General features: G+C 64.4%; 22 protein-coding genes. 16 read left to right on the top strand and 6 right to left on the bottom strand.

The features are described from left to right. Positions 1-10: 10 nt before the first annotated feature. On the bottom strand, positions 11-1372 hold the full coding sequence (locus tag JNB89_RS10645) for a PQQ-dependent sugar dehydrogenase (RefSeq protein ID WP_220362145.1): 1362 nt from the start codon (positions 1370-1372) through the stop codon (positions 11-13). A gap of 424 nt (positions 1373-1796) precedes the next feature. Between JNB89_RS10645 and JNB89_RS10640 the strand changes: the two genes are divergently transcribed. Further along, positions 1797-2105, top strand: a complete 309-nt coding sequence (locus JNB89_RS10640; protein ID WP_013342593.1) for a hypothetical protein — start codon at positions 1797-1799, stop codon at positions 2103-2105. 36 nt (positions 2106-2141) lie between these two features. Here JNB89_RS10640 and JNB89_RS10635 read toward each other — a convergent pair whose 3' ends face one another. After that, complete coding sequence (locus tag JNB89_RS10635) at positions 2142-3014, bottom strand: endonuclease/exonuclease/phosphatase family protein (protein WP_220362144.1); 873 nt, start codon at positions 3012-3014, stop codon at positions 2142-2144. 215 nt (positions 3015-3229) lie between these two features. Between JNB89_RS10635 and JNB89_RS10630 the strand changes: the two genes are divergently transcribed. The 3 genes from JNB89_RS10630 (at position 3230) to JNB89_RS10620 (ending at position 5261) form a co-directional block, all read left to right on the top strand. Continuing rightward, the gene (locus tag JNB89_RS10630) at positions 3230-3676 is read left to right on the top strand and encodes an SRPBCC family protein (RefSeq protein WP_220362143.1); all 447 of its coding nucleotides are present in this window, start codon (positions 3230-3232) and stop codon (positions 3674-3676) included. A 178-nt stretch (positions 3677-3854) separates the two neighbouring features. After that, the gene (locus JNB89_RS10625; RefSeq protein WP_220362142.1) at positions 3855-4865 is read left to right on the top strand and encodes a protein-L-isoaspartate(D-aspartate) O-methyltransferase; all 1011 of its coding nucleotides are present in this window, start codon (positions 3855-3857) and stop codon (positions 4863-4865) included. Between the two features lie 60 nt (positions 4866-4925). Continuing rightward, positions 4926-5261 carry a DUF190 domain-containing protein gene (locus JNB89_RS10620; RefSeq protein ID WP_220362141.1) on the top strand — a complete coding sequence of 112 codons (336 nt, stop codon included), beginning with the start codon at positions 4926-4928 and terminating at the stop codon, positions 5259-5261. A gap of 82 nt (positions 5262-5343) precedes the next feature. Here JNB89_RS10620 and JNB89_RS10615 read toward each other — a convergent pair whose 3' ends face one another. Next, complete coding sequence (locus JNB89_RS10615) at positions 5344-5754, bottom strand: organic hydroperoxide resistance protein (RefSeq protein WP_135891217.1); 411 nt, start codon at positions 5752-5754, stop codon at positions 5344-5346. A gap of 363 nt (positions 5755-6117) precedes the next feature. Between JNB89_RS10615 and JNB89_RS10610 the strand changes: the two genes are divergently transcribed. The 10 genes from JNB89_RS10610 (at position 6118) to JNB89_RS10570 (ending at position 14785) form a co-directional block, all read left to right on the top strand. Further along, positions 6118-6501, top strand: a complete 384-nt coding sequence (locus tag JNB89_RS10610) for a GFA family protein (protein WP_220362140.1) — start codon at positions 6118-6120, stop codon at positions 6499-6501. Beyond that, positions 6498-6620, top strand: coding sequence for a hypothetical protein (locus tag JNB89_RS31225; protein ID WP_013342600.1), 123 nt, complete (start codon positions 6498-6500; stop codon positions 6618-6620). Before JNB89_RS10610 ends, JNB89_RS31225 begins: the two co-directional genes overlap by 4 nt. Positions 6621-6627: 7 nt before the next feature. Beyond that, on the top strand, positions 6628-7368 hold the full coding sequence (locus tag JNB89_RS10605) for a response regulator (RefSeq protein ID WP_013342601.1): 741 nt from the start codon (positions 6628-6630) through the stop codon (positions 7366-7368). Further along, positions 7365-8708: an ATP-binding protein gene (locus JNB89_RS10600; protein WP_220362139.1), complete on the top strand. Its 1344-nt coding sequence runs from the start codon at positions 7365-7367 to the stop codon at positions 8706-8708. The genes JNB89_RS10605 and JNB89_RS10600 overlap by 4 nt, the downstream gene beginning before the upstream one ends. A 105-nt stretch (positions 8709-8813) precedes the next feature. Then, on the top strand, positions 8814-10091 hold the full coding sequence (gene soxC, locus JNB89_RS10595) for a sulfite dehydrogenase (protein WP_220362138.1): 1278 nt from the start codon (positions 8814-8816) through the stop codon (positions 10089-10091). Continuing rightward, the gene (locus JNB89_RS10590) at positions 10084-10683 is read left to right on the top strand and encodes a c-type cytochrome (RefSeq protein ID WP_220362137.1); all 600 of its coding nucleotides are present in this window, start codon (positions 10084-10086) and stop codon (positions 10681-10683) included. The genes soxC and JNB89_RS10590 overlap by 8 nt, the downstream gene beginning before the upstream one ends. Positions 10684-10856: 173 nt before the next feature. Further along, positions 10857-11774 (top strand): TauD/TfdA dioxygenase family protein, encoded by a 918-nt coding sequence (locus JNB89_RS10585; RefSeq protein WP_220362136.1) that lies wholly within the window; start codon positions 10857-10859, stop codon positions 11772-11774. A gap of 74 nt (positions 11775-11848) precedes the next feature. After that, complete coding sequence (locus JNB89_RS10580) at positions 11849-12967, top strand: ABC transporter substrate-binding protein (RefSeq protein ID WP_220362135.1); 1119 nt, start codon at positions 11849-11851, stop codon at positions 12965-12967. An 85-nt stretch (positions 12968-13052) separates the two neighbouring features. Further along, the gene (locus JNB89_RS10575; protein WP_013342608.1) at positions 13053-13901 is read left to right on the top strand and encodes an ABC transporter ATP-binding protein; all 849 of its coding nucleotides are present in this window, start codon (positions 13053-13055) and stop codon (positions 13899-13901) included. Continuing rightward, positions 13898-14785 (top strand): ABC transporter permease, encoded by an 888-nt coding sequence (locus JNB89_RS10570; RefSeq protein WP_220362134.1) that lies wholly within the window; start codon positions 13898-13900, stop codon positions 14783-14785. The genes JNB89_RS10575 and JNB89_RS10570 overlap by 4 nt, the downstream gene beginning before the upstream one ends. 44 nt (positions 14786-14829) lie before the next feature. Here the strand turns inward: JNB89_RS10570 and JNB89_RS10565 are convergent, their stop codons facing one another. Continuing rightward, positions 14830-15768, bottom strand: coding sequence for a YihY/virulence factor BrkB family protein (locus JNB89_RS10565; RefSeq protein WP_218741199.1), 939 nt, complete (start codon positions 15766-15768; stop codon positions 14830-14832). A gap of 340 nt (positions 15769-16108) precedes the next feature. Here JNB89_RS10565 and JNB89_RS10560 point away from each other — a divergent pair, with 340 nt between their 5' ends. Both JNB89_RS10560 and JNB89_RS10555 read left to right on the top strand, forming a co-directional pair. After that, the gene (locus tag JNB89_RS10560; protein WP_013342611.1) at positions 16109-16819 is read left to right on the top strand and encodes an SDR family NAD(P)-dependent oxidoreductase; all 711 of its coding nucleotides are present in this window, start codon (positions 16109-16111) and stop codon (positions 16817-16819) included. 59 nt (positions 16820-16878) lie between these two features. Further along, positions 16879-17133, top strand: coding sequence for a tautomerase family protein (locus JNB89_RS10555; RefSeq protein WP_135891226.1), 255 nt, complete (start codon positions 16879-16881; stop codon positions 17131-17133). Between the two features lie 76 nt (positions 17134-17209). Here JNB89_RS10555 and JNB89_RS10550 read toward each other — a convergent pair whose 3' ends face one another. Together JNB89_RS10550 and JNB89_RS10545 are read right to left on the bottom strand one after the other, a co-directional pair. Then, on the bottom strand, positions 17210-18124 hold the full coding sequence (locus tag JNB89_RS10550) for a LysR substrate-binding domain-containing protein (RefSeq protein WP_220362133.1): 915 nt from the start codon (positions 18122-18124) through the stop codon (positions 17210-17212). Between the two features lie 85 nt (positions 18125-18209). Further along, a complete protein-coding gene (locus tag JNB89_RS10545) occupies positions 18210-18761 on the bottom strand; it encodes a thioredoxin family protein (protein ID WP_013342614.1) in 552 nt (183 codons plus the stop codon). Positions 18762-19119 lie beyond the last annotated feature (358 nt).

Genomic DNA, 19119 nt, shown 5'->3' with positions numbered 1-19119 from the left:
TCAGCCGCTCCTACTTGTGACTGATGCGCCTGACCGTGCTGGTAATCAGGTCAACGTAAAAAAGATCGCCGCCCGGACCCGTCTTCAAGTCCACCGGACCTCCCTCCAGAGCCTTGGCAAAGGTCCGCGGCGTGTTATCCGGCGGCTGCATCGTCCAGATGCATTTGCGCAGAATGTCGCCGAAATACAAAGCCTTGTCATAGGGCGCGGGGTAAGTCTGGCTCGTGCCGTCGGTAAAGCCGATTGCCGATATCACGCTGCCGTTCTGATCCGGCCCGCCGCCAGAGGGCCGGCCTCCGCAGGTCTTGCCCTTTCTGTCCTCTTCCGAAACGTAGCTCTGGTGCCCGTAAGCGAAAAAGGGCGCGGTGACGCCGCCGACGCTGCCGCAATAGTTGGTGGCCTGATAGTCGGGCTGCGTGTTCGGGCCTTCGTAGCATGGCCAGCCGAAGTTCTGGCCGTCAATGCTCGCGTGGTCGATGGCTTCCCACGTGTTCCAGCCGACGTTGCCGATATACAGCTCGTCGGTCGAGCCCGGCGCGCGGGCAAAGCGGAACGGGTTGCGCAAGCCGTTTGCGATGGTCGCGACGCTTTGCGTGCCCGTGCCGGGGTTCGTGATGCGCAGAATGACGCCGTCGCTGTACGGCGAGACGCCCTGGCTGCGGAACGCACCTTGAGGCAGATTCGTGCCGTCGCCGCAAGCGTTGTCGAGCTGACCGTAGTCCACTTGCTGGAAGTTGGCGCCGTCGCCCGCGCTGACGAAAAGCGTCCTGTTGTCGCTGCCGAACACGAGCGCGCCGATACTATGAGACTGCGAGTAAAAGCACCACGTCTGGCTGGTTGCGCCGGCTGCGGGCAGGATTTTCGTTTCGCCCGCAGGCGTGAGCAGCGAGAGCTGCCCGGCGGTCGGAAAGTATCCGCTGCATGCTCCGGCGGCGCGAGGCGTCGTGTAGAGAACGTAGACTTTCGCGTCGTTCAATGGGTCGACGGCAAGCCCGAGAAGCCCGCGGTCGTCCTGGTTGCAGACTTCGCTGCTGAGGTCGGCAAACAGCGTGCAGACTGGCGAGGCAAGCTCGCAATTCCACACGCGCCCGCCTTTCTCGGCGACGAAAACCCGCGTTTTATCCGAATTGAAACCGATCGCGGTCGGCTGGTTCAGGCAGCCTTTGTACAGGATCTGCTCGGTGAATCCTTTTGGCAGCACGGGCTGCGGTCGCGTCGTGGAGGCGGCCTGGCAAGTGACGGCCTGCACGGGCGCGGCGGCACGCGTCACGCGCACACCCGCCGTCAGGCTCAGGAAGGACAACATCAGCAACGCCGCGAGCGCGGCGATCAGATGACTGGGGATCGACCCGCTGGGGATAGAGCGCGGCACTTTATCCTCCCGCTCACTGAGTGAAGTACGAGAAAGGTCACGCACCGGCGTGATGATCTGATATTGGCATTGCGAACGAGGCGCTGCCAGCGTGAGCGTCAGAGCCTGAGGACAAAACCCTGGCCGCGCACGCCACACCGCAAGGTCGGGTTCCGGCAGCAAGGCAAGCACGCCGTCATGCGCGAGCCCTCCTGCCCGCCGCGAAAATTAAAGTTTGCGGCGGCGCTGCCGTAATCCCGGCTACCTGGTAGCTGATCCCTACCATGTGTGTTTGAATCAGTACTTGGCCGACACCGGTTTGTCCGGTGTCGGCTTTTTTATTGCGCCCGCGAAAGCCCCGGCAGGGCAGCGCTTGCCGCGCTCGACGCCTTGGACGATCATGCTAGGATGGTCAGTCAGTGCCAGGGTGCTGGGGGGAAATATCATGGCTACGTTCGGTATCGACGCTGTGCGCATCAACCCTTCGAACGACCGGATCACGCATGTGCGCTGGGCGGCTGTCGACCCGGCCACGCGCAGCTGGTTGTCGCCGACTTCCATTGTCGAAGTCGCCCAGGTGGTGGCCGCGATTCGCCGCGGCGACGCCGTCTGGTCCCTTTTCACGCTCGGCGGCACGCGCTTTCTCGGGCCGAAGATCGTGGCCGTCTCCCACACCAACGGGCACGACGGAATCGACACCGACGTCCCCGACGGCCACATCGAAAAGTGCATTGACGACCTGCCGCGCATCTAGCGCGCCGGGCCGGCTTTCGTCGTACGTGGCCGCCCGTTACCGCAGCTCGAGCCACATTGGCTGATGGTCGGACGACCTGCTGTGCGGGTCCACCTCGCAGCTCGCCACGCGCGGCGTAAGGTCTTCGGTCACGAAAATGAAGTCGCATGCAAACGGGCCGTCGGGCCACTGCTCCTTGTCGTATAAGCCGACGGTCGGCTCGCGCGCGCTGTCGCCATGCGCGCGCGTCCAGGCGTCGGCGAACGCGGGTGCGTCGGCAATCGGTTCGAGCATCTTGCGATAGGCGGCGCCTTCGAACGCGCTGTTGAAGTCGCCGCAGACAATTGCGCTCATTGGACGCCCCGTGTCGGCAAACGGGCTGTCCTGCTTTTCCGCCCGTGCCGGGCGTCGCGCATGATCGCACGCCTCGCGGTGCAGTTCGCGCAGCCGCTCAACCTGCGCGAGCCGCTGCGTTTCCGAATAGAACTCCAGATGCGTGCTGATGACGCGCAACGGTCCAACGTCGGTGTTGATCACGGCTTCGAGCGCGACGCGCAGCATCGACGGCTTGGCCGGATCGGCGGGCCAGGGCAGCGAGTGGCGCAGAACCTGTCTGACCGGCAGACGCGTGACGATAGCGTTGCCGAACTGACGCCGCCGGCTACCGGTGCCGATGGGCGGAAGGTCCGAGCCGGTCGCGTCGATCACGGTCATGCCAGGCAGCAGGGCGGCAAGCTCGGCGAACTGGTCGGCGCCCGGACCGCCTGCGAGCCCTCCGGCCGACGGCGACTCATGAAAACCGCGCGTGACTTCCTGCATGCACATGATGTCGAAGTCGCACAGCGCCCGCGCCTCGCGCACGATGCGGGCGAGATCGACGCGGCCGTCCACGCCGCGTCCCCACTGAATGTTCCAGTCGACGAGCCGCATGAGACCCTCCTGCAAGAGCTGTCCTGGTAGTCTATCGCCGGGACGCGGCTCGCGCCAAAGCAGTCCGCGCCGGCCGCGAACGGCGGTAACGCCCGTGTCGCACGAGCGCCGGGCGCGGCGGCGTCCGACAAATTCTTTTGTGCAGCGTGTCGATTTCGCTCCCGTCGCATCGTCGTAGCAGTGTGTCCCACTTCTCAACCGAAAGGCGGCTTACCATGACTACCGGAACCATCAAACTCCACCGCGTGCTGCGCGCCCCTGCCGAGCGTGTGTATCGCGCGTTCCTCGAACCGGACGCGCTCGCGAAATGGCTGCCTCCGTATGGTTTTACTTGCCAGGTGCACCACTTCGAGGGCCGCGTCGGCGGCACGTACAAGATGTCGTTTCGCAACTTCAGCAGCGGCAGCAGCCACTCGTTCGGCGGCGAGTACGTCGAACTCGTGCCGTCCGAGAAAATCCGCTACACCGACCGCTTCGACGATCCGAATCTGCCCGGCGAAATGTCCGCGACGATCACGTTTCGCAAGGTGTCGTGCGGCACGGAGGTGTCGATTCTTCAGGAAGGCGTGCCCGAAGTGATTCCCGTGGAGATGTGCTACCTCGGCTGGCAGGAATCGCTGATGCAGCTTGCCAGGCTGGTCGAACCCGAGATTCCCGGCTAAGCCGCCGCGCCACCAGCTCCGGCTGTCCAGCCGCGCCTGCGGCGCCCCGTTTTGCGCTGCCCGTTCTGGGCGTAGACTGAACGAAGCTCCCGCGTTCGCCGGCCATCACGCGATGTCAGCTGTCCGGCGCTCTGCTGCGACGCGGCACGCGGGTGCCGGCTGCAAGACGGAGGTGGCGATGACCGATTTCAACGAGGCCCGCGAGCGCATGGTGGAGCGGCAGATCGTGCGCCGCGGCATTTGCGATTCGAGAGTGCTGGCCGCGATGCGCCGGGTGCCCCGCGAGGCATTCGTGCCCGACTATCTGCGCGATCTCGCCTACGAAGACAGGCCGCTGCCCATCGGCAACGAGCAGACTATCTCGCAGCCCGCCATTGTCGCGACCATGATCGAGGCCGCGGACCTTTCGCCCGCCGACGTGGTGCTCGACGTCGGCACCGGCTCCGGCTATGCCGCCGCGGTGGCTGCCGCGCTTGCCGCGCACGTCCATTCGATCGAACGGCACGCGGAACTCGTCGCCACGGCACGCGAGATTCTCGCGCGGCTGGAGATTCGCAACGTCACCGTCTATCTCGGTGACGGCACCGCGGGTCTCGCGGAGCACGCTCCTTATGACGCGATCATCGCGGCGGCGGGCGGCCCGCATATTCCCGAGATCTGGCGCAAACAGCTCGCAGTCGGCGGCCGGATCGTGATGCCGGTGGGCCGGGACCGGCATTATCAGAGGCTTGTCAAACTCGTTCGCTGCGGCGAAGACGATTATCAAACCTGCTCGCTCGGCGAAGTGAGCTTCGTGCCGCTCGTCGGTGCGGACGCGTGGCCCGCGCCGGGTGCAGCCCGCCGCAGCGGTGGGAATGGCGGCGGTGGTGCGGGTGGCAGTGCAGGCAGCGCAAGCAGCGCAAGCAGCGCAAGCAGCGCAAGCAGTGCAAGCAATGCAAGCAGTGCAAGCAGTGCAAGCAGTGCAAGCAGTGCAAGCAATGCAAGCAGTGCAAGCAGTGCAAGCAGTGCAAGCAGTGCAAGCAATGCAAGCAATGCAAGCAATGCAAGCAGCGCAGGCAGTGCAGGAGGCGCAAGCAATAGAGGCAGCGGCGGCGGAAGCGCAGGCATGGGCGGCGCCGAACGCGGAGGTCCGTGCCCGATGAGCGCGGCCGAAGCGGCCGGCCGTCATTGCCTGCTGGCAGTTGCCTGAGCCGGGTGGCGAGGCGCGCTACCCGGCCACAACAGGGCTCGGCGCCAAGGAGGCACGGACATGAACGGCTACCAGATCACCTTCTTCACCCAGCACGATCGCCGCCATCGCGGCAAGCCGCTCGCCGACTGGCTGGTCAATTTGGCCGGCGAACTTGGCTTGCGCGGCGCGACTGTAATACCGGCGAGCGAAGGCATCGGTCACCACCACCGGGTGCATTCCGCGCATTTTTTCGAATTGGCGGATCAGCCGTTGTCGGTCGTCATGGCGATGACGAGTGAAGAAGCCCGCACGCTGTTCGAGCGCCTGCGCGCCGAGGGCGTGCATCTGTTTTACGTGAAGACGGCCGTGGAATTCGGCGTAATCGGCGACGACGACGCGAGCACGGCGCACTAGCGCCGACTCACCGGCAGGCGGTGAGCCACGCCGCGCTGTCAAGCCGCCGGATACAGCGACAGCGGCTTGGCAGCGGCCGGCTTCAGACCACCGTGATCGTCACGTCGATATTGCCGCGCGTCGCCTTCGAATACGGGCAGGTCTGGTGCGCCATCTCCGTCAGTTTCTGCGCGGTGTCGCGCGGGATGCCGGGCAGGCTGACGTTGAGCCGCGCACGCAGGAAATAGCCGCTATCGTTCATGGCCAGATCGATCTCTGCGTCCACAGCCGTGTCGGCCGGCAGCGAAACTTCCAGGTTCTTCGCAGCGATACCCATTGCGCCGATGAAGCACGCAGACCATCCCGCGGCGAGCATCTGCTCCGGGTTCGTGCCGGTCGCGGACGCGCCGGGCGAGCCGAGCTTGACGTCGAGCCTCGCGTCGGAGCTGCGCGCGGCGCCGTCGCGTCCGCCGGTGGTGTGGGTCTTGCCGGTGTACAGCACTTTGTCTGACATGTCGTTCTCCATAAGTGGAAGCAGAAGCAATCCGTCCGGATCAGCCCGAGGCGATGCCCCGAATCCGTCGTTGACGAGATTAGAATCGCGGCGGGTATCTGGCTTGTGTCAGCGAAGGCCGGTATTGCAATGCTGTGTATCGCGCGAGGCTTCATATACAGAGCGATACAAATCGGCGCAGGCGGCGACGAATCGGCGAACGCGTCGCGCTGCAGGACAAACGCATGCCGCCACGCAGCAAACCGGTGCCGCGACGCGCCCGATGCAATGTTTTGTGTCAGATGCAGGTTCGGATACATTGCGACATAAATCCCGCCCGGCCGCGCGCTATAAAGCAGGCATTGCCAGTCACAGGAGACCAACATGCAGGCCGAAGCGCACACTGAGACTCTCAAGGGCAGTTGCCACTGCAAAGCCGTCAGATTTGAAGTGAAGACGCCGGTGGTGCCCGCGGCGCGCTGCAATTGCAGCCTGTGCCGCCGCAAGGGCGCGCTGATGAGCCCGCCGTTTGCCCGCGACCGGTTGACCATCACGCAAGGCGAGGATGCGCTCACGCTCTATCAGTTCAACACACGCGTCGCGCGGCATTTTTTCTGCAAGCACTGCGGTATTTATCCGTTTCACCAGACCCGCAAGGACGCCGCGCTGTGGCGCGTCAATATCGGTTGCCTGGAAGGGATCGATCCGTATACGCTGGATGCCGGTCTTTCCGACGGCGCCAGTCTTTCCGTCGTGGAGGACGCATGAAACGGCTGCTGGCAATCGTCGCGTTCATCGCGGGAGGCGTCGCGGCGGAATGGGCGCATCCGGTGCAGTGTTCGATGCTGTACGCGAGCCGGGTGCAGGTGAAACGTCAAAAGAGATGATCCATTGATGGACACGATCGACCACGTACTGATTGTCGACGACGATCGCGGCATTCGCGAACTGATCGCCGGCTACCTGGAAAAGAACGGCATGCGCGTTTCGCTCGCGGCCAACGGGCGGCAAATGCGCGCCGCGCTGGAGCAAGGCACGCCGGACCTGATCGTGCTCGATCTGATGATGCCCGGCGAAGACGGGCTTGTGCTGTGCCGCGAACTGCGCGCCGGCAAGTTCCGCACGGTGCCCGTGCTGATGCTGACCGCCCGCAACGAAGAGGCCGACCGCATTCTCGGCCTGGAAATGGGCGCCGACGACTATCTGCCGAAACCCTTTGCGGTGCGCGAACTGCTCGCGCGCATTCGCGCGGTGCTGCGCCGCGCGCGCATGCTGCCGCCCGGCATGCAGGTGACGGAAAGCGCGCAGATGCTCGGCTTCGGCGACTGGCGGCTCGACACCACGGCGCGCCATCTGCTCGATCCTGAAGGGACGATGGTCGCGCTCAGCGGCGCCGAATACCGCTTGCTGCGCGTATTTCTCGACCATCCGCAGCGCGTGTTGACGCGCGATCAACTGCTTAACCTGACGCAAGGCCGTCAGTCCGATCCGTTCGACCGCTCGATCGACCTCATGGTGAGCCGCCTGCGTCAGCGTTTGCGCGACGTCGCGCGCGAACCGCGTTACATCAAGACGCTGCGCAGCGAAGGCTATGTGTTTTCGGCCGCCGTGCAGGTAATCGAGGATCAGCAATGAAGCTGCTTGCGTCGTTGCACTGGCCGCGCACGCTGTTCGCGCGTTTGACCGTGATTCTGTTTGTCGGACTCGCGTCGGCGCAGGTGTTGTCGTTCTGGCTCACCATGACCGAGCGCGACCAGACCATGACGAACGTGATGATGGGCTACATCGAGCGCGAGGTCGCGAGCTCGGTGGCGCTGCTCGATCACCTGCCCGCGAACGAACGCGCTCAGTGGCTGCCGCGGCTCGCGCGGCGCAGCTACGAGTTCGTGCTGGGGCCGGGCGTGAGCGGCGGCCCCGTGGATGCGAACCTGTCGGCGCGCGTCGCGCGTTCCATTGCGGATGGCATCGGCACCAACTATCCGCTCACGGTCAATGCGGTGCCTGGCGACCGCGAACGCCTGCAGGTCCACCTGAAACTGCGCGACGGCACGCCGCTTACCATCGATATGCGTCCAATGTCCGGCGCGCCGCTCTCGCAATGGCTGCCGCTCGTGCTGCTGCTGCAACTCGCGGTGCTGCTCGGCTGCTGCTGGTTCGCGGTGCGGACGGCCACGCGCCCGCTGCATCAACTGGCGGTTGCTGCGGATGCGCTCGGCCCCGACCTGAAGGCCGGGCGGCTCAGCGAAAGCGGGCCTTCCGAGGTCGCACGCGCGGCCCGCGCATTCAATGCGATGCAGGAACGCATTGCGATGTACGTGACCGAGCGCATGCAGATTCTCGCGGCCATCTCGCACGATCTGCAAACGCCGATCACGCGCATGCGTTTGCGTGTCGACATGATGGACGGCGAACCGGAAAGCGCGAAACTGCGTCAGGACTTGCAGGAAATGGAAGCGCTCGTGAAAGAAGGCGTCACCTACGCGCGCACCTTGCACGGGGCGACGGAAATGCCGCGCCGAATCGATCCGGATGCGCTGTTCGACAGTCTCGTGTGCGATTACGTGGACGCCGACCAGGCCGTCTCGCTGGAAGGCCGCTTCGGCACGCCGGTGATGACGCGCCCGCAGGCGCTGCGGCGCATTGTCGGCAATCTGGTGGATAACGCGTTGAAGTTCGGCGGCGCGGCGCAGATCCAGATTGCCATGTCGGCGGACCAGCAGGCCACCATCTCGGTGCTCGACCGCGGCCCCGGCATTCCCGCCGAGTCGCTGGAAAATGTATTTCAGCCGTTCTACAGGCTCGAAGGTTCGCGCAACCGTCAAACGGGCGGTACTGGTCTTGGCCTTGCGATCGCGCGCCAACTCGCGCTGGCAATGGATGCAACGCTGGAGCTGCACAACCGCGCCGGCGGCGGGCTGGAGGCAAGACTGACGCTGCGCAATCTGATGCAGGCGCCGGCGGCGACGGTCGAGTAGAGCGCGAACCTGGGTTCGCTGCATTGCATATCACGATTGATCGTTTGGCCGTGAGCGCGCGCGTTGCTAGCATCGTCGACTTCTCAATGAAGCGCCGCTGCCACAATGAGCCCTGGCCAAACGCCGTCCCGTCCGCTTGTCTCGCCTCGCCGCCGCCGTCTGCTTGGACGGCTTGCGGCAGGCGGCCTCGTCGCGTCACAAGCTGCGGCGGCAAGCGAGTTGATGAAGCCGCTCGAGATCGCGCCTTCGAGCCGCGTGCCCGGCGCGCCGGTGCTCGAGCATCCGTATGGCGTGCCGTCGCCGCGCGAGGCGACGGTAGTGCGCCGAAGCGCCCGCTCATGGCCGCTGCCCGGCGCCGCTTCGTCAATGACGCCGCTCGCGGACCTCTACGGCACCATCACTCCGAATGGCCTCGTCTACGAACGCCATCACGGCGGCGTGCCCGACATCGATCCGGACCAGCACCGTCTGGCGATTCACGGCCTCGTGCGAACGCCGAAGCTCTTCACGATGGACGACCTGCTGCGTCTGCCGGCGCAGTCGAGCATTCATTTCCTCGAATGTTCCGGCAATACCGGTAGCGAATGGAACGGCCCGAGCGGCCTGCCGGTGCAACTGACCCACGGTTTGCTGTCGTGTTGCGAATGGACGGGCGTGCGCCTTTCGACATTGCTCGAAGAGGTGGGCGGGGTATCCGCGCTTACCCGTGCCCAGGGCGGCGCCTGGCTGCTGGCAGAAGGCGCGGACGCGGCGGCGATGACACGCAGCCTGCCGCTCGACCGCATTCTGGAGCGCGCGCTCGTGGTGTACGCGCAGAACGGCGAGCGCCTGCGGCCCGAGAACGGTTATCCGCTGCGCCTCATCGTGCCCGGCTTCGAGGGCAATACCAACGTCAAATGGCTGCGCAGGCTGAAGGTGGTCGACGCGCCGCTGCAAACGCGCGAGGAGACGTCGAAGTACACGAGCCTGCTCGCGAACGGCACGGCACGCCAGTTCGTGTTCGAGATGGATGCGAAGTCAGTCATCACGCGGCCCTCGCCGGGGCATCGCCTCACCACGCACGGTTATTACCCGATTAGCGGCATTGCATGGTCCGGGCGCGGCACCATCCGCAAGGTCGAGGTTTCCACGGACGGCGGCGCGTCATGGCGGCTCGCGCGGCTCGACGGGGTGCCCGGCGACCGCGCGCTGACGCGCTTCGAAGCGGACTGGCGCTGGGATGGCGCGCCCGCCGCGCTGCTGTCTCGCGCCACCGATTCCACCGGCTACGTGCAACCCACGCGGGAACAACTGGTTGCCGCGCGCGGGCTCAATTCGCAGTACCACTACAACGCAATCCAGCAGTGGCGCGTGCAGGCGGATGGCGAGGTACGCAATGCGTGAGCGTCGTTCGCTGCACAATCCGTTGCGGTTCATGCCGGCTGCCAGGGTTGCTGTCGTTGCTCTGATCGCGCTCGCGGGCTGCTCGCTTGGTCAGCGCGATAACAGGACCGATGCGCGCAATGCCGGCGCGGTGCACGGCGTTGGTACCCCGCTCACGGAAGCCGACATCGCGGCCTGGAATATCGACGTGGCGCCGGACGGCCACGGCCTGCCGCCAGGCAGCGGCGACGTCGCCACAGGCGCACGGGTGTTCGCCGCGAAATGTGCGGCGTGCCACGGCGCACACGGCGAAGGCGGCCTCGGCGATGCACTCGTAGGCGGCCAGGGCACGTTGTCGAGCGCAAAGCCAAAGCGCACGGTGGGCAGCTATTGGCCGTATGCAACGACGCTCTTCGACTACATACGCCGCGCGATGCCGTACAACGCGCCCGAATCGCTTTCCGCCGACGAAGTGTATGCGCTGAGCGCGTTCCTGCTGAATCAGAACGGCATCGTGCCTGCCGATGCGCGACTCGACGCGGCTTCGCTGCCGCGCGTGGCGATGCCCAATCGCGACGGCTTCGTGCCCGATCCGCGTCCAGGCCGCCTTTGAGCCGCGAGCGCAACGCCGGTTGCGCGGACCGTTGCACGCCGCAACATCGGGTTTATCACTCCAGCAGATAACCGTATCGCATTTGCTTCGTTGTCCTCGCGCCTGCGCGCCGGTACATTCGTCTGACTGCGCCGAGACGGCGCCCCGCGAACAGATACGACGAAGAGTGTCCCGTGACGACAGCTTTTGCCTCCACCGCCGCCCACGACAGCCGCCATGCCGGCGGCGCGATCGCCAGTCAGCCGATTGAAATTCGCCCGTTCGACGGCCCCGTCGGCGCCGAAGTGCTCGGGCTCGATCTGAGCAAGCCGCTCAATCAGCAGGATTTCGCGCGCATTCACCGTGCGCACCTCGATCATCATGTGCTGGTGTTCCGCGATCAACGCATTACACCGGACGAGCAGATCGCGTTTAGCCGCCGCTTTGGTCCGCTGCAGATCCACGTGCTGCATCAGTTCCAGTTGCCCGGCTATCCCGAAGTGCTGGTGGTGTCGAACATCGTTGAAAACGGCAAGCCGATCGGCCTCGGCGACGCAGGTCACTACTGGCACTCGGATCTCTCGTACAAGGAAAAACCGAGCCTCGGTTCGCTGCTGCACGCGCAGGAATTGCCGGCTGAAGGCGGCGATACGTTGTTCGCCAACATGCACCTCGCATGGGACACGTTGCCCGCGCATTTGCGCAGCGCGGTGGAGGGACGCACGGCCGAGCACACCTATCTTGCCAAATATGCCGAACTGCAAAAGCGCAGCCCGTGGCGGCCGAATCTGTCGCCCGAACAGATCGCGCAAGTGAAGCCGGTGCAGCACCCGATCGTACGCACGCATCCGGAGACTGGGCGCAAGGCGCTGTTCGTGAGCGAGCATTTCACGACCCGCGTGATCGGCCTGCCCGAAGACGAAAGCAAGCAACTGCTCGACGAAATCTTCGCGCACAGCGTGCGGGCCGAGCATGTGTACCGGCACCGCTGGGCCGAACACGACATGGTGTTCTGGGACAACCGCTCGCTGATGCACCTCGCGGCGGGCACGCCCGACCATCTGCGCCGCAAACTCTATCGCACGACGATTGAAGGCGACGTGCCGTTCTGATCGTCGCGCCCGAAGAGCGCCTTACCGTCCGACATAAAACAGCCACTCAATACCACTCGCCGACCGGAGTTTCGATGTTCGCCAGGATTTACCCGTCCGCTGCACGCTCGACGCTTGTCAGTCGCGTCAGTCGCGTCAGTCGCGTCAGTCGCGTCAGTCGCCTTAGTCGCCTTAGTCGCCTTAGTCGCCGCATTGCCGCCGCGTTGCTGACCGTTTCGGTCGGCGCTGCGGGTATGGGTGCAGCGGCGCAGGCTCATGCCGAAGGGCAGATCCGGATTGCCGAGCAGTTCGGCATTGTCTATCTGCTCCTGAACGTGGCGCGCGACCAGCAGTTCATCGAAAAGGAAGGCCGCAAGCAGGGCGTCGATATCAAGGTGGACTGGGTGCAGCTCTCGGGCGGCGCAGCGGTCAACGACGCCTTGCTGTCGGGCGCCGTGGATATTGCGGGCGCGGGCGTGGGTCCGCTTTTGACAATCTGGGACCGCACGCATGGCAAGCAGAACGTGAAGGGCGTGGCTTCACTCGGCAATCTGCCGTACTACCTCGTGAGCAACAATCCGGACGTCAAAAGCATTGCGGATTTCACCGCGAAAGACCGCATCGCGGTGCCGGCGGTGAACGTGTCCGTGCAGTCGCGCGTGCTGCAATACGCGGCCGCAAAACGTTGGGGCGACAAGGAGTACAACCGCCTCGACAAGTACACGCAGGCGCTGCCGCATCCCGATGCGGCAGCGGCGATCATTGCCGGCGGCACGGAAATTACCGGCCACTTCGGCAATCCGCCGTTTCAGGATCAGGAACTCGCGGCCAATCCGAAGGCGCATATCGTGCTCAACTCGTACGATGTGCTCGGCGGCCCGAGTTCCGCAACGGTGCTCTATGCGACCGAAAAATTCCGCGACAGCAACCCGAAGACGTACCGCGCATTTGTGGATGCGCTCGCCGATGCGTCGCGCTTTATCGCCGCGAATCCTGAAGCCGCCGCGGACATTTATCTGCGCGTGAACAAGTCGAAGATCGACCGCGCGCTGCTGTTGAAGATCATCACGAATCCGCAGGTGCAGTTCAAGATCGCGCCGCAGAACACGCTGGGTCTCGCGCAGTTCATGTACCGAGTCGGCGCGATCCGCAACGAGCCGAAGTCATGGAAGGCGTATTTCTTCGACGACCCCGCAACGGCAGAGGGCAGTTGAGTATGACGCTCTGCATTTTCCTACTTCAGTGCAGTGCGGCGCAACGCTGAGCCGTCCGCGCAGTCCGCAACCTGGGAGCGATCCAATGGTGGCTAATCCCACGCTACTCTTTCCCGAACATGCAAAGCGCGCTGGCCACGCTTTGCACGACGCTCCGGCCGCAAGCCAGAAGCTGCTCTCGGTCGAGAACGTCAGCCTCGAATACCGCACGCGCGAGCGCATTGTGCGCGCGACGCACGATGTGAGCTTCGACGTCTATGGCGGCGACCGCTTCGTGCTGCTTGGACCGTCGGGTTGCGGCAAGTCGACGCTGCTCAAGGCGGTGGGCGGGTTCATTGAGCCCACGTCCGGCACGATTTCGCTCGACGCTCAACCGGTACGCGGTCCGGGCCCCGACCGCATTGTCGTCTTCCAGGAGTTCGATCAGTTGCCGCCGTGGAAGACCGTGCTGCAAAACGTGGCCTTTCCGTTGAGAGCCGCGAAGAAGCTCGGGCGTGCGCAAGCGAATGAACGTGCGCTGCATTACCTCGACAAGGTCGGTCTCTCCGCGTTTGCAAATGCGTATCCGCATACGTTGTCGGGCGGTATGAAACAGCGTGTGGCGATTGCGCGAGCACTCGCGATGCAGCCACGCGTGCTGCTGATGGACGAACCGTTCGCGGCACTGGACGCTTTGACACGTCGCAAAATGCAGGAGGAACTGCTGCGCTTGTGGGAAGAGGTGAATTTCACGCTGCTCTTTGTCACGCATTCGATTGAAGAAGCGCTGGTGGTCGGCAACCGCATCTTGCTGCTGTCGCCGCATCCGGGCCGCGTGCGCGCGGAGCTCAACAGTCACCAGTACTCGCACGACAGTTTCGGACGCAACGATTTTCAGCGCAGCGTCGCGCGTATTCATCACCTGTTGTTCGAGGAAACGGAGGCCGTGCAATGAGTTCGCCCATCACCTCCACGACCTTGCTGCCGCCGGTTCGCGACGAGTACGAGCGTCCGCTCGAACCGCTCGGCGAACTCGTGCTGGAAGCGCCGTTGCCGCTCGGCAAGCGCATTTTTGCGCAAAGCTGGCTGCGCAAGGCGCTGATCGCGCTGGTTCTGATCGCCGCATGGGAAGTGGCCGCGCGTGTGGTCAACAACGACCTGCTGTTGCCTACCTTCGGCGCAACCGTCACCGCCTTCGCTCAAGGCGTGTGGTCCGGCGAATTGCTGCAAAAGACCGCGGTCTCCATGTCGGTACTGCTGCGCGGCTATCTGCTCGGCGCGGCGTTTGCGTTCGTGCTGACGTCGCTCGCGGTGTCCACGCGCGTGGGCCGCGATCTGCTGTCCATGCTGACCGCGATGTTCAACCCGTTGCCTTCCATAGCGCTACTGCCGATTGCATTGCTCTGGTTCGGGCTCGGCACCGGCAGCCTGCTATTCGTGCTCGTGCATTCCGTGCTGTGGCCGCTCGCGCTCAACACCTACTCCGGTTTCCAGTCGGTGCCGGCCACGCTGCGCATGACGGGGCGCAACTACGGCCTGACGGGAGTGCGCCACGTGCTGCTGATCCTCGTGCCGGCCGCATTGCCTTCTATTCTCGCCGGCCTGCGCGTGGGCTGGGCGTTTGCATGGCGCACGCTGATCGCGGCGGAACTGGTATTCGGCGCGAGCTCCGGCAACGGCGGGCTGGGCTGGTACATTTTCCAGAATCGCAACGAGCTGTACACGGACCGCGTTTTCGCGGGGCTCGCGGCGGTTATCGTCATCGGACTGCTGATCGAGCATCTGGTGTTCGATACGCTGGAACGCGTCACAGTGCGGCGCTGGGGCGTGCAGCACTAACCGCGCTGACGTTCAACCGCGTTGGCGTTCAACCGCGTTGGCGTTCAGCCGCGCGAGCGTGCCGCGCCGACCGATAGCGGCCGGTCTTTCTGCTCGTCTTTCACCTCGTTGCGGCCCGCGAGTTCGGCGGTCGTTTCGGCGCCGAACAGGAAGACCGCCGCCGAAAAGTACAGCCACATCATCAGCACGGCGAGCGAGCCTGCGGCGCCGAACGAGCTGGCCGTTCCTGCGTGCGTGAGGTACAGCCCGAACAGGTGCCGGCCCGCCGAGAAAAGTACCGCCGCTGTCATCCCGCCAATCGCCGCGTGCGTGAGACTGACTTTCGCGTCGGACATCCACCGTAGCAGCGCCGTGAAGGCGGCGCCCAGCACAATCAATCCAAGTACCGTTTGCAGCACCGCAGTCACGATGACGAGCGGTGAATTGCCGAATATCGCGTGGCCCGCGTAGGTGATTGCGGTATCCAGCACCAGCGACACGACGAGCAGAAAGCCCAGGCCGAGCACCATGCTCACCGACACGAGCCGGGTACGCACGAGCCACGTAATGCTGCTTTTGTTCTTGACGTCTTTCTCCGCCTCGAGCACCACGTCGAGCGCGGTGTTCAGCGACGTGAAAGTCGCCGACGCGCCGACGATCAACAGCACGACCGACACCACGGCGGCAATGCCGCTGCCGTTCGCGCGATGCGCGTGTTCGACGATGGTCTGCATCGCCTCGGCGGCGTCCTTACCGAGAATGCCCCGCATCTGATCGAACAGGCGCCCGCGCGCCGCGTCTTCGCCGAAAAACCAGCCTGCGACCGCGAGCACCATTAGCAGCGTCGGCGCAAGCGAGAACGCCGAATAGAAGCCGACGCTGGCCGCCATCATCGGGCAGCGGTCCGACATGAAGCGCTTGCCCGCGTTGACGACCACGGTGAACACGTTGCTTAACCGTGCGTGTTTTCTCGGTGCCCGTCCGGGCGATGAGACCTTGTTCATAACCGCCTCGCCATTGAACGTGAAGATGCGCCGCGGCCAGTTCGGGCAGCCGGTCCGGCCAGAGCGGCCGGCAGTGCCGCGGCGCTGGATTGTTCTGCGCATGCTCCGTGCCCGGGCGCCGGAGTTCCTGCTCGCCGTAACCGCAACCCGCGGATTTCCCCCCGCTGCCACCGCCGTAGTTTTTCTTTTCCGCCGACGCAGATCTTCTCGTTTGTTCAATGGCCGTGCAAAGCCGATAGTTCAGTCACCGAGGGCGCACTGCAAGACTTCCGCGTCAGGCGGCAGCCGGTCTGGCAGCCAGCCCTCATTTCTGGATCGGATGACAACTTTGGAGCACAACATGAATACGTCGGAAAAAGTCGCAGTGGTGACGGGCGCCTCGCAAGGCATTGGCGCAGAATTGGTCAAGGCGTTCCGTCAGCGCGGTTATCGCGTGGTCGCAACAGCGCGCAGCATTACTCCGGTCGACGATGAAAACATCGTCACCGTGGCGGGCGATATTGCCGATCCGGCCACCGCGCGCCGCGTGATCGCGGAGGGCGTGGCGCGCTTCGGCCGTATTGATACGCTCGTCAACAATGCAGGCGTGTTTGTCGCAAAGCCGTTCACGAGCTATACGTCCGACGACTACGCGCTGGTGAAGGGCGTAAACCTCGACGGCTTCTTCCACATCACGCAGCTGGCGATTGCCGAAATGGAAAAACGCTCGAGCGGGCATGTCGTCACCATCACAACCAGTCTCACGGACCATGCGATCAGCGGCGTGCCTTCGGTGCTCGCCTCGCTGACGAAGGGCGGATTGAATGCGGCCACCAAGTCCATCGCGATCGAGTATGCCAAGGCGGGCATTCGCGCGAACGCGGTATCGCCTGGCATCATCAAGTCGCCGATGCACGCGGTGGAAACGCACGCGGCGCTGGGCGCGCTGCATCCCGTGGGTCATATGGGCGAGATGGACGACATCGTGCAGGCGGTGCTGTATCTGGACGCCGCGCCGTTCGTGACAGGCGAGATCCTGCACGTCGACGGCGGCCAGAGCGCCGGCCACTGAAGCATCGACAACGAACAGGGCGCCGGTTCGCGGCGCCCGCCTTTGCCACGGAGAACGACATGCCTATCGTCACGATTCAGGTCACGCGCGAGGGAACCACGCCCGGCGCCAACGCGGTCACTGCCGAAGAAAAAGCGCGCTTGATCAGCGGTGTCAGCCACCTGTTGCTGGACGTGCTGAACAAGCCGCTGGAAGCCACCTTCGTCGTGATCGAGGAAGTGGACATGGAGAACTGGGGCTGGGGCGGCCTGCCGGTGGAGGCGTACCGCAAGCAACTGGCGCTAAAGAAGAGTGGCGGCACGAATAGCGCATAGCCAGCGAATACCCGTGTGACGAGCGCCGACGCCTGTCATGCGCCTCGCGCTGCAGGCGCAGCACACGCGGGGGCCATCATCTGCCATTGGCTTCGGCAAGAAGCCACTCCTTGAAGGCCACCACCGCGGGCTCGCTGCCGTTGTCTTTTCTATGCACCACGTAATAGGCGAGGTCGCAGCTCTGCGCTTCCGGAAACGGCCGCACCAGCCGGCCTTCCGCAATGTCGCGCTCGACAAGGCAGGTTCTGCCGAGCGCCACTCCGTTGCCCGAGATGGCCGTATGAATCGCCGCGGCGGAGTCGTTGATCTGCAAGCCCCGGTCGCAATCAACCACGCCCGCGTTGCCCGTCTTCTGCACCCATGAGCGCCATGTCGGAAACGCCGGTGCCGCTCGCATCGAAATGTCGTGGATCAGCGGATGGTGGTTCAGGTCCGCCGGTGTCCTGAGCGGATGCGCGCCTTCGAGCAGCGCGGGGCTGCAAACGGGGAAGAACTCGTCGCGCATCAGAAAGGTTGCGGTCAGATCCGGCCAGTGGCCGGTCCCATAACGGATGCCGGCATCGACCCTATCGGCGGTGAAGTCGACAAGTCTTAGCGACAGGTCGATACGCAGGTCATAGCGCGGATACTGGCGCTGAAACCGCTCCACGCGATGCAGAAACCATTTGTCCGCTAGTGCCGGAGGCACCGTCACCGTCACGGTAATGCGTGCCTTGCTTGCCTTAACCCGCTCGACCGCCTGCGCGAGCAACTCGAAGCCGGCCTGCAATTCCGGCATGGCCGCGCGCGCGGCGTCGGTCAGCACGAGCCGCGACGGGCCCGACGTCGAGCGATGAAACAGCTCGATGTCGAGCGTCTCCTCCAGCCCGCGAATCATCTGGCCGATCGCGGCCGGCGTCACGTGCAGTTCCTCCGCGGCGGCAACGTAGCTCAGGTGCCGGCCGACGGCCTCGAAAGCGCGCAGCGCGTTCAGATGATTGGGTGCTCGCATGGGCTCGTCTGGCGCCTTGTCTGATTTCGATTGCCGCATGCTCGCAGGCGGGCATGGCGGCGTCAACACCTCACGCGGCTTTGCATCAACCGGGTTGCGCCAGCAGCTCGCGAATCTTCGCTTCCGTCTGTGCATAGTCGCCTTCGCCGAAGTGGCTGTAGACGACGTGTCCCTGCTTGTCGAGCAGATACACCGCTGGCCAGTACTGGTTGTTGAACGCGTTCCACGTTGCGTATTCGTTGTCGAGTGCGACCGGATAGCGAATGTCGAACTTCTTGACGGCGGCGCTGACATTGCCCGCGTTGCGTTCGAACGGGTATTCGGGCGTGTGGACGCCGATGACCTGCAGCCCCTGGCTGGCGTACTGGTTATACCAGTTCTTCACGTAGGGCAGTGTGTTCACGCAGTTGATGCACGAGTAGGTCCAGAAATCGACCAGCACGACTTTGCCGCGCAACTCCGGCAGCGTGAGCGGCGTGCTGTTGATCCATTTGTCGATGCCGGTTATTTGCGGCGTGGCCGGCATGTTGCGTTCGGCGGCGCTGATGGCGCCGCCGCGCGTGCCAACGAGGCTCGCGACCAGCGCGAGCGCGACGAAGGAGCCGATGGTGGCGAGGGTTTTGAGTCGGGTAGGCATGATGAATCGTCCTTTGCATGAGACGCGCGGTGTGCGCGTAGGTAATCGGCAAGCGTGACGTCATTGGACGCCGCCCACGTATCTGCCGTGTGTCGTCTCACGCGTGCCTGCGCAACGTTGTGTGTCCGCGCCGCGCGTCGATACGTTGCGATACAAAGCCATCCGCGCGCGGCTGCGGGCGCGCGCGGGCGGACGGCTGTTTTTGTGTCGCACTGTATCTATGCGTCCCTCGATACATGAGCTTGCACAACCTCGCCTTCGCCGACACAAGCCCGATACGTGCCGGCAGTTCAATGCAGTCATCCGGTATCCGCCACCCGGCCCTCGCTGCCCATGCCGTCCATGCCGTCCATGCAGC

It is taken from the genome of Paraburkholderia phenoliruptrix (assembly GCF_019511605.1).
Lineage (GTDB): Bacteria > Pseudomonadota > Gammaproteobacteria > Burkholderiales > Burkholderiaceae > Paraburkholderia > Paraburkholderia phenoliruptrix_A.
The sequence above is the reverse complement of the archived record's forward strand: the minus strand, read 5'-3'. Positions and strand labels throughout refer to the sequence as shown.

What these genes read in the sequence shown, in the direction of transcription:
- JNB89_RS10640 (WP_013342593.1), top strand. Translation starts at nt 1,797, where the DNA reads ATGGCTACGTTCGGTATCGACGCTGTGCGCATCAACCCTTCGAACGAC.
- JNB89_RS10635 (WP_220362144.1), bottom strand. Translation starts at nt 3,014, where the DNA reads ATGCGGCTCGTCGACTGGAACATTCAGTGGGGACGCGGCGTGGACGGC.
- JNB89_RS10630 (WP_220362143.1), top strand. Translation starts at nt 3,230, where the DNA reads ATGACTACCGGAACCATCAAACTCCACCGCGTGCTGCGCGCCCCTGCC.
- JNB89_RS10625 (WP_220362142.1), top strand. Translation starts at nt 3,855, where the DNA reads ATGACCGATTTCAACGAGGCCCGCGAGCGCATGGTGGAGCGGCAGATC.
- JNB89_RS10620 (WP_220362141.1), top strand. Translation starts at nt 4,926, where the DNA reads ATGAACGGCTACCAGATCACCTTCTTCACCCAGCACGATCGCCGCCAT.
- JNB89_RS10615 (WP_135891217.1), bottom strand. Translation starts at nt 5,754, where the DNA reads ATGTCAGACAAAGTGCTGTACACCGGCAAGACCCACACCACCGGCGGA.
- JNB89_RS10610 (WP_220362140.1), top strand. Translation starts at nt 6,118, where the DNA reads ATGCAGGCCGAAGCGCACACTGAGACTCTCAAGGGCAGTTGCCACTGC.
- JNB89_RS31225 (WP_013342600.1), top strand. Translation starts at nt 6,498, where the DNA reads ATGAAACGGCTGCTGGCAATCGTCGCGTTCATCGCGGGAGGCGTCGCG.
- JNB89_RS10605 (WP_013342601.1), top strand. Translation starts at nt 6,628, where the DNA reads ATGGACACGATCGACCACGTACTGATTGTCGACGACGATCGCGGCATT.
- JNB89_RS10600 (WP_220362139.1), top strand. Translation starts at nt 7,365, where the DNA reads ATGAAGCTGCTTGCGTCGTTGCACTGGCCGCGCACGCTGTTCGCGCGT.
- soxC (WP_220362138.1), top strand. Translation starts at nt 8,814, where the DNA reads ATGAGCCCTGGCCAAACGCCGTCCCGTCCGCTTGTCTCGCCTCGCCGC.
- JNB89_RS10590 (WP_220362137.1), top strand. Translation starts at nt 10,084, where the DNA reads ATGCGTGAGCGTCGTTCGCTGCACAATCCGTTGCGGTTCATGCCGGCT.
- JNB89_RS10580 (WP_220362135.1), top strand. Translation starts at nt 11,849, where the DNA reads ATGTTCGCCAGGATTTACCCGTCCGCTGCACGCTCGACGCTTGTCAGT.
- JNB89_RS10575 (WP_013342608.1), top strand. Translation starts at nt 13,053, where the DNA reads ATGGTGGCTAATCCCACGCTACTCTTTCCCGAACATGCAAAGCGCGCT.
- JNB89_RS10570 (WP_220362134.1), top strand. Translation starts at nt 13,898, where the DNA reads ATGAGTTCGCCCATCACCTCCACGACCTTGCTGCCGCCGGTTCGCGAC.
- JNB89_RS10565 (WP_218741199.1), bottom strand. Translation starts at nt 15,768, where the DNA reads ATGAACAAGGTCTCATCGCCCGGACGGGCACCGAGAAAACACGCACGG.
- JNB89_RS10560 (WP_013342611.1), top strand. Translation starts at nt 16,109, where the DNA reads ATGAATACGTCGGAAAAAGTCGCAGTGGTGACGGGCGCCTCGCAAGGC.
- JNB89_RS10555 (WP_135891226.1), top strand. Translation starts at nt 16,879, where the DNA reads ATGCCTATCGTCACGATTCAGGTCACGCGCGAGGGAACCACGCCCGGC.
- JNB89_RS10550 (WP_220362133.1), bottom strand. Translation starts at nt 18,124, where the DNA reads ATGCGAGCACCCAATCATCTGAACGCGCTGCGCGCTTTCGAGGCCGTC.
- JNB89_RS10545 (WP_013342614.1), bottom strand. Translation starts at nt 18,761, where the DNA reads ATGCCTACCCGACTCAAAACCCTCGCCACCATCGGCTCCTTCGTCGCG.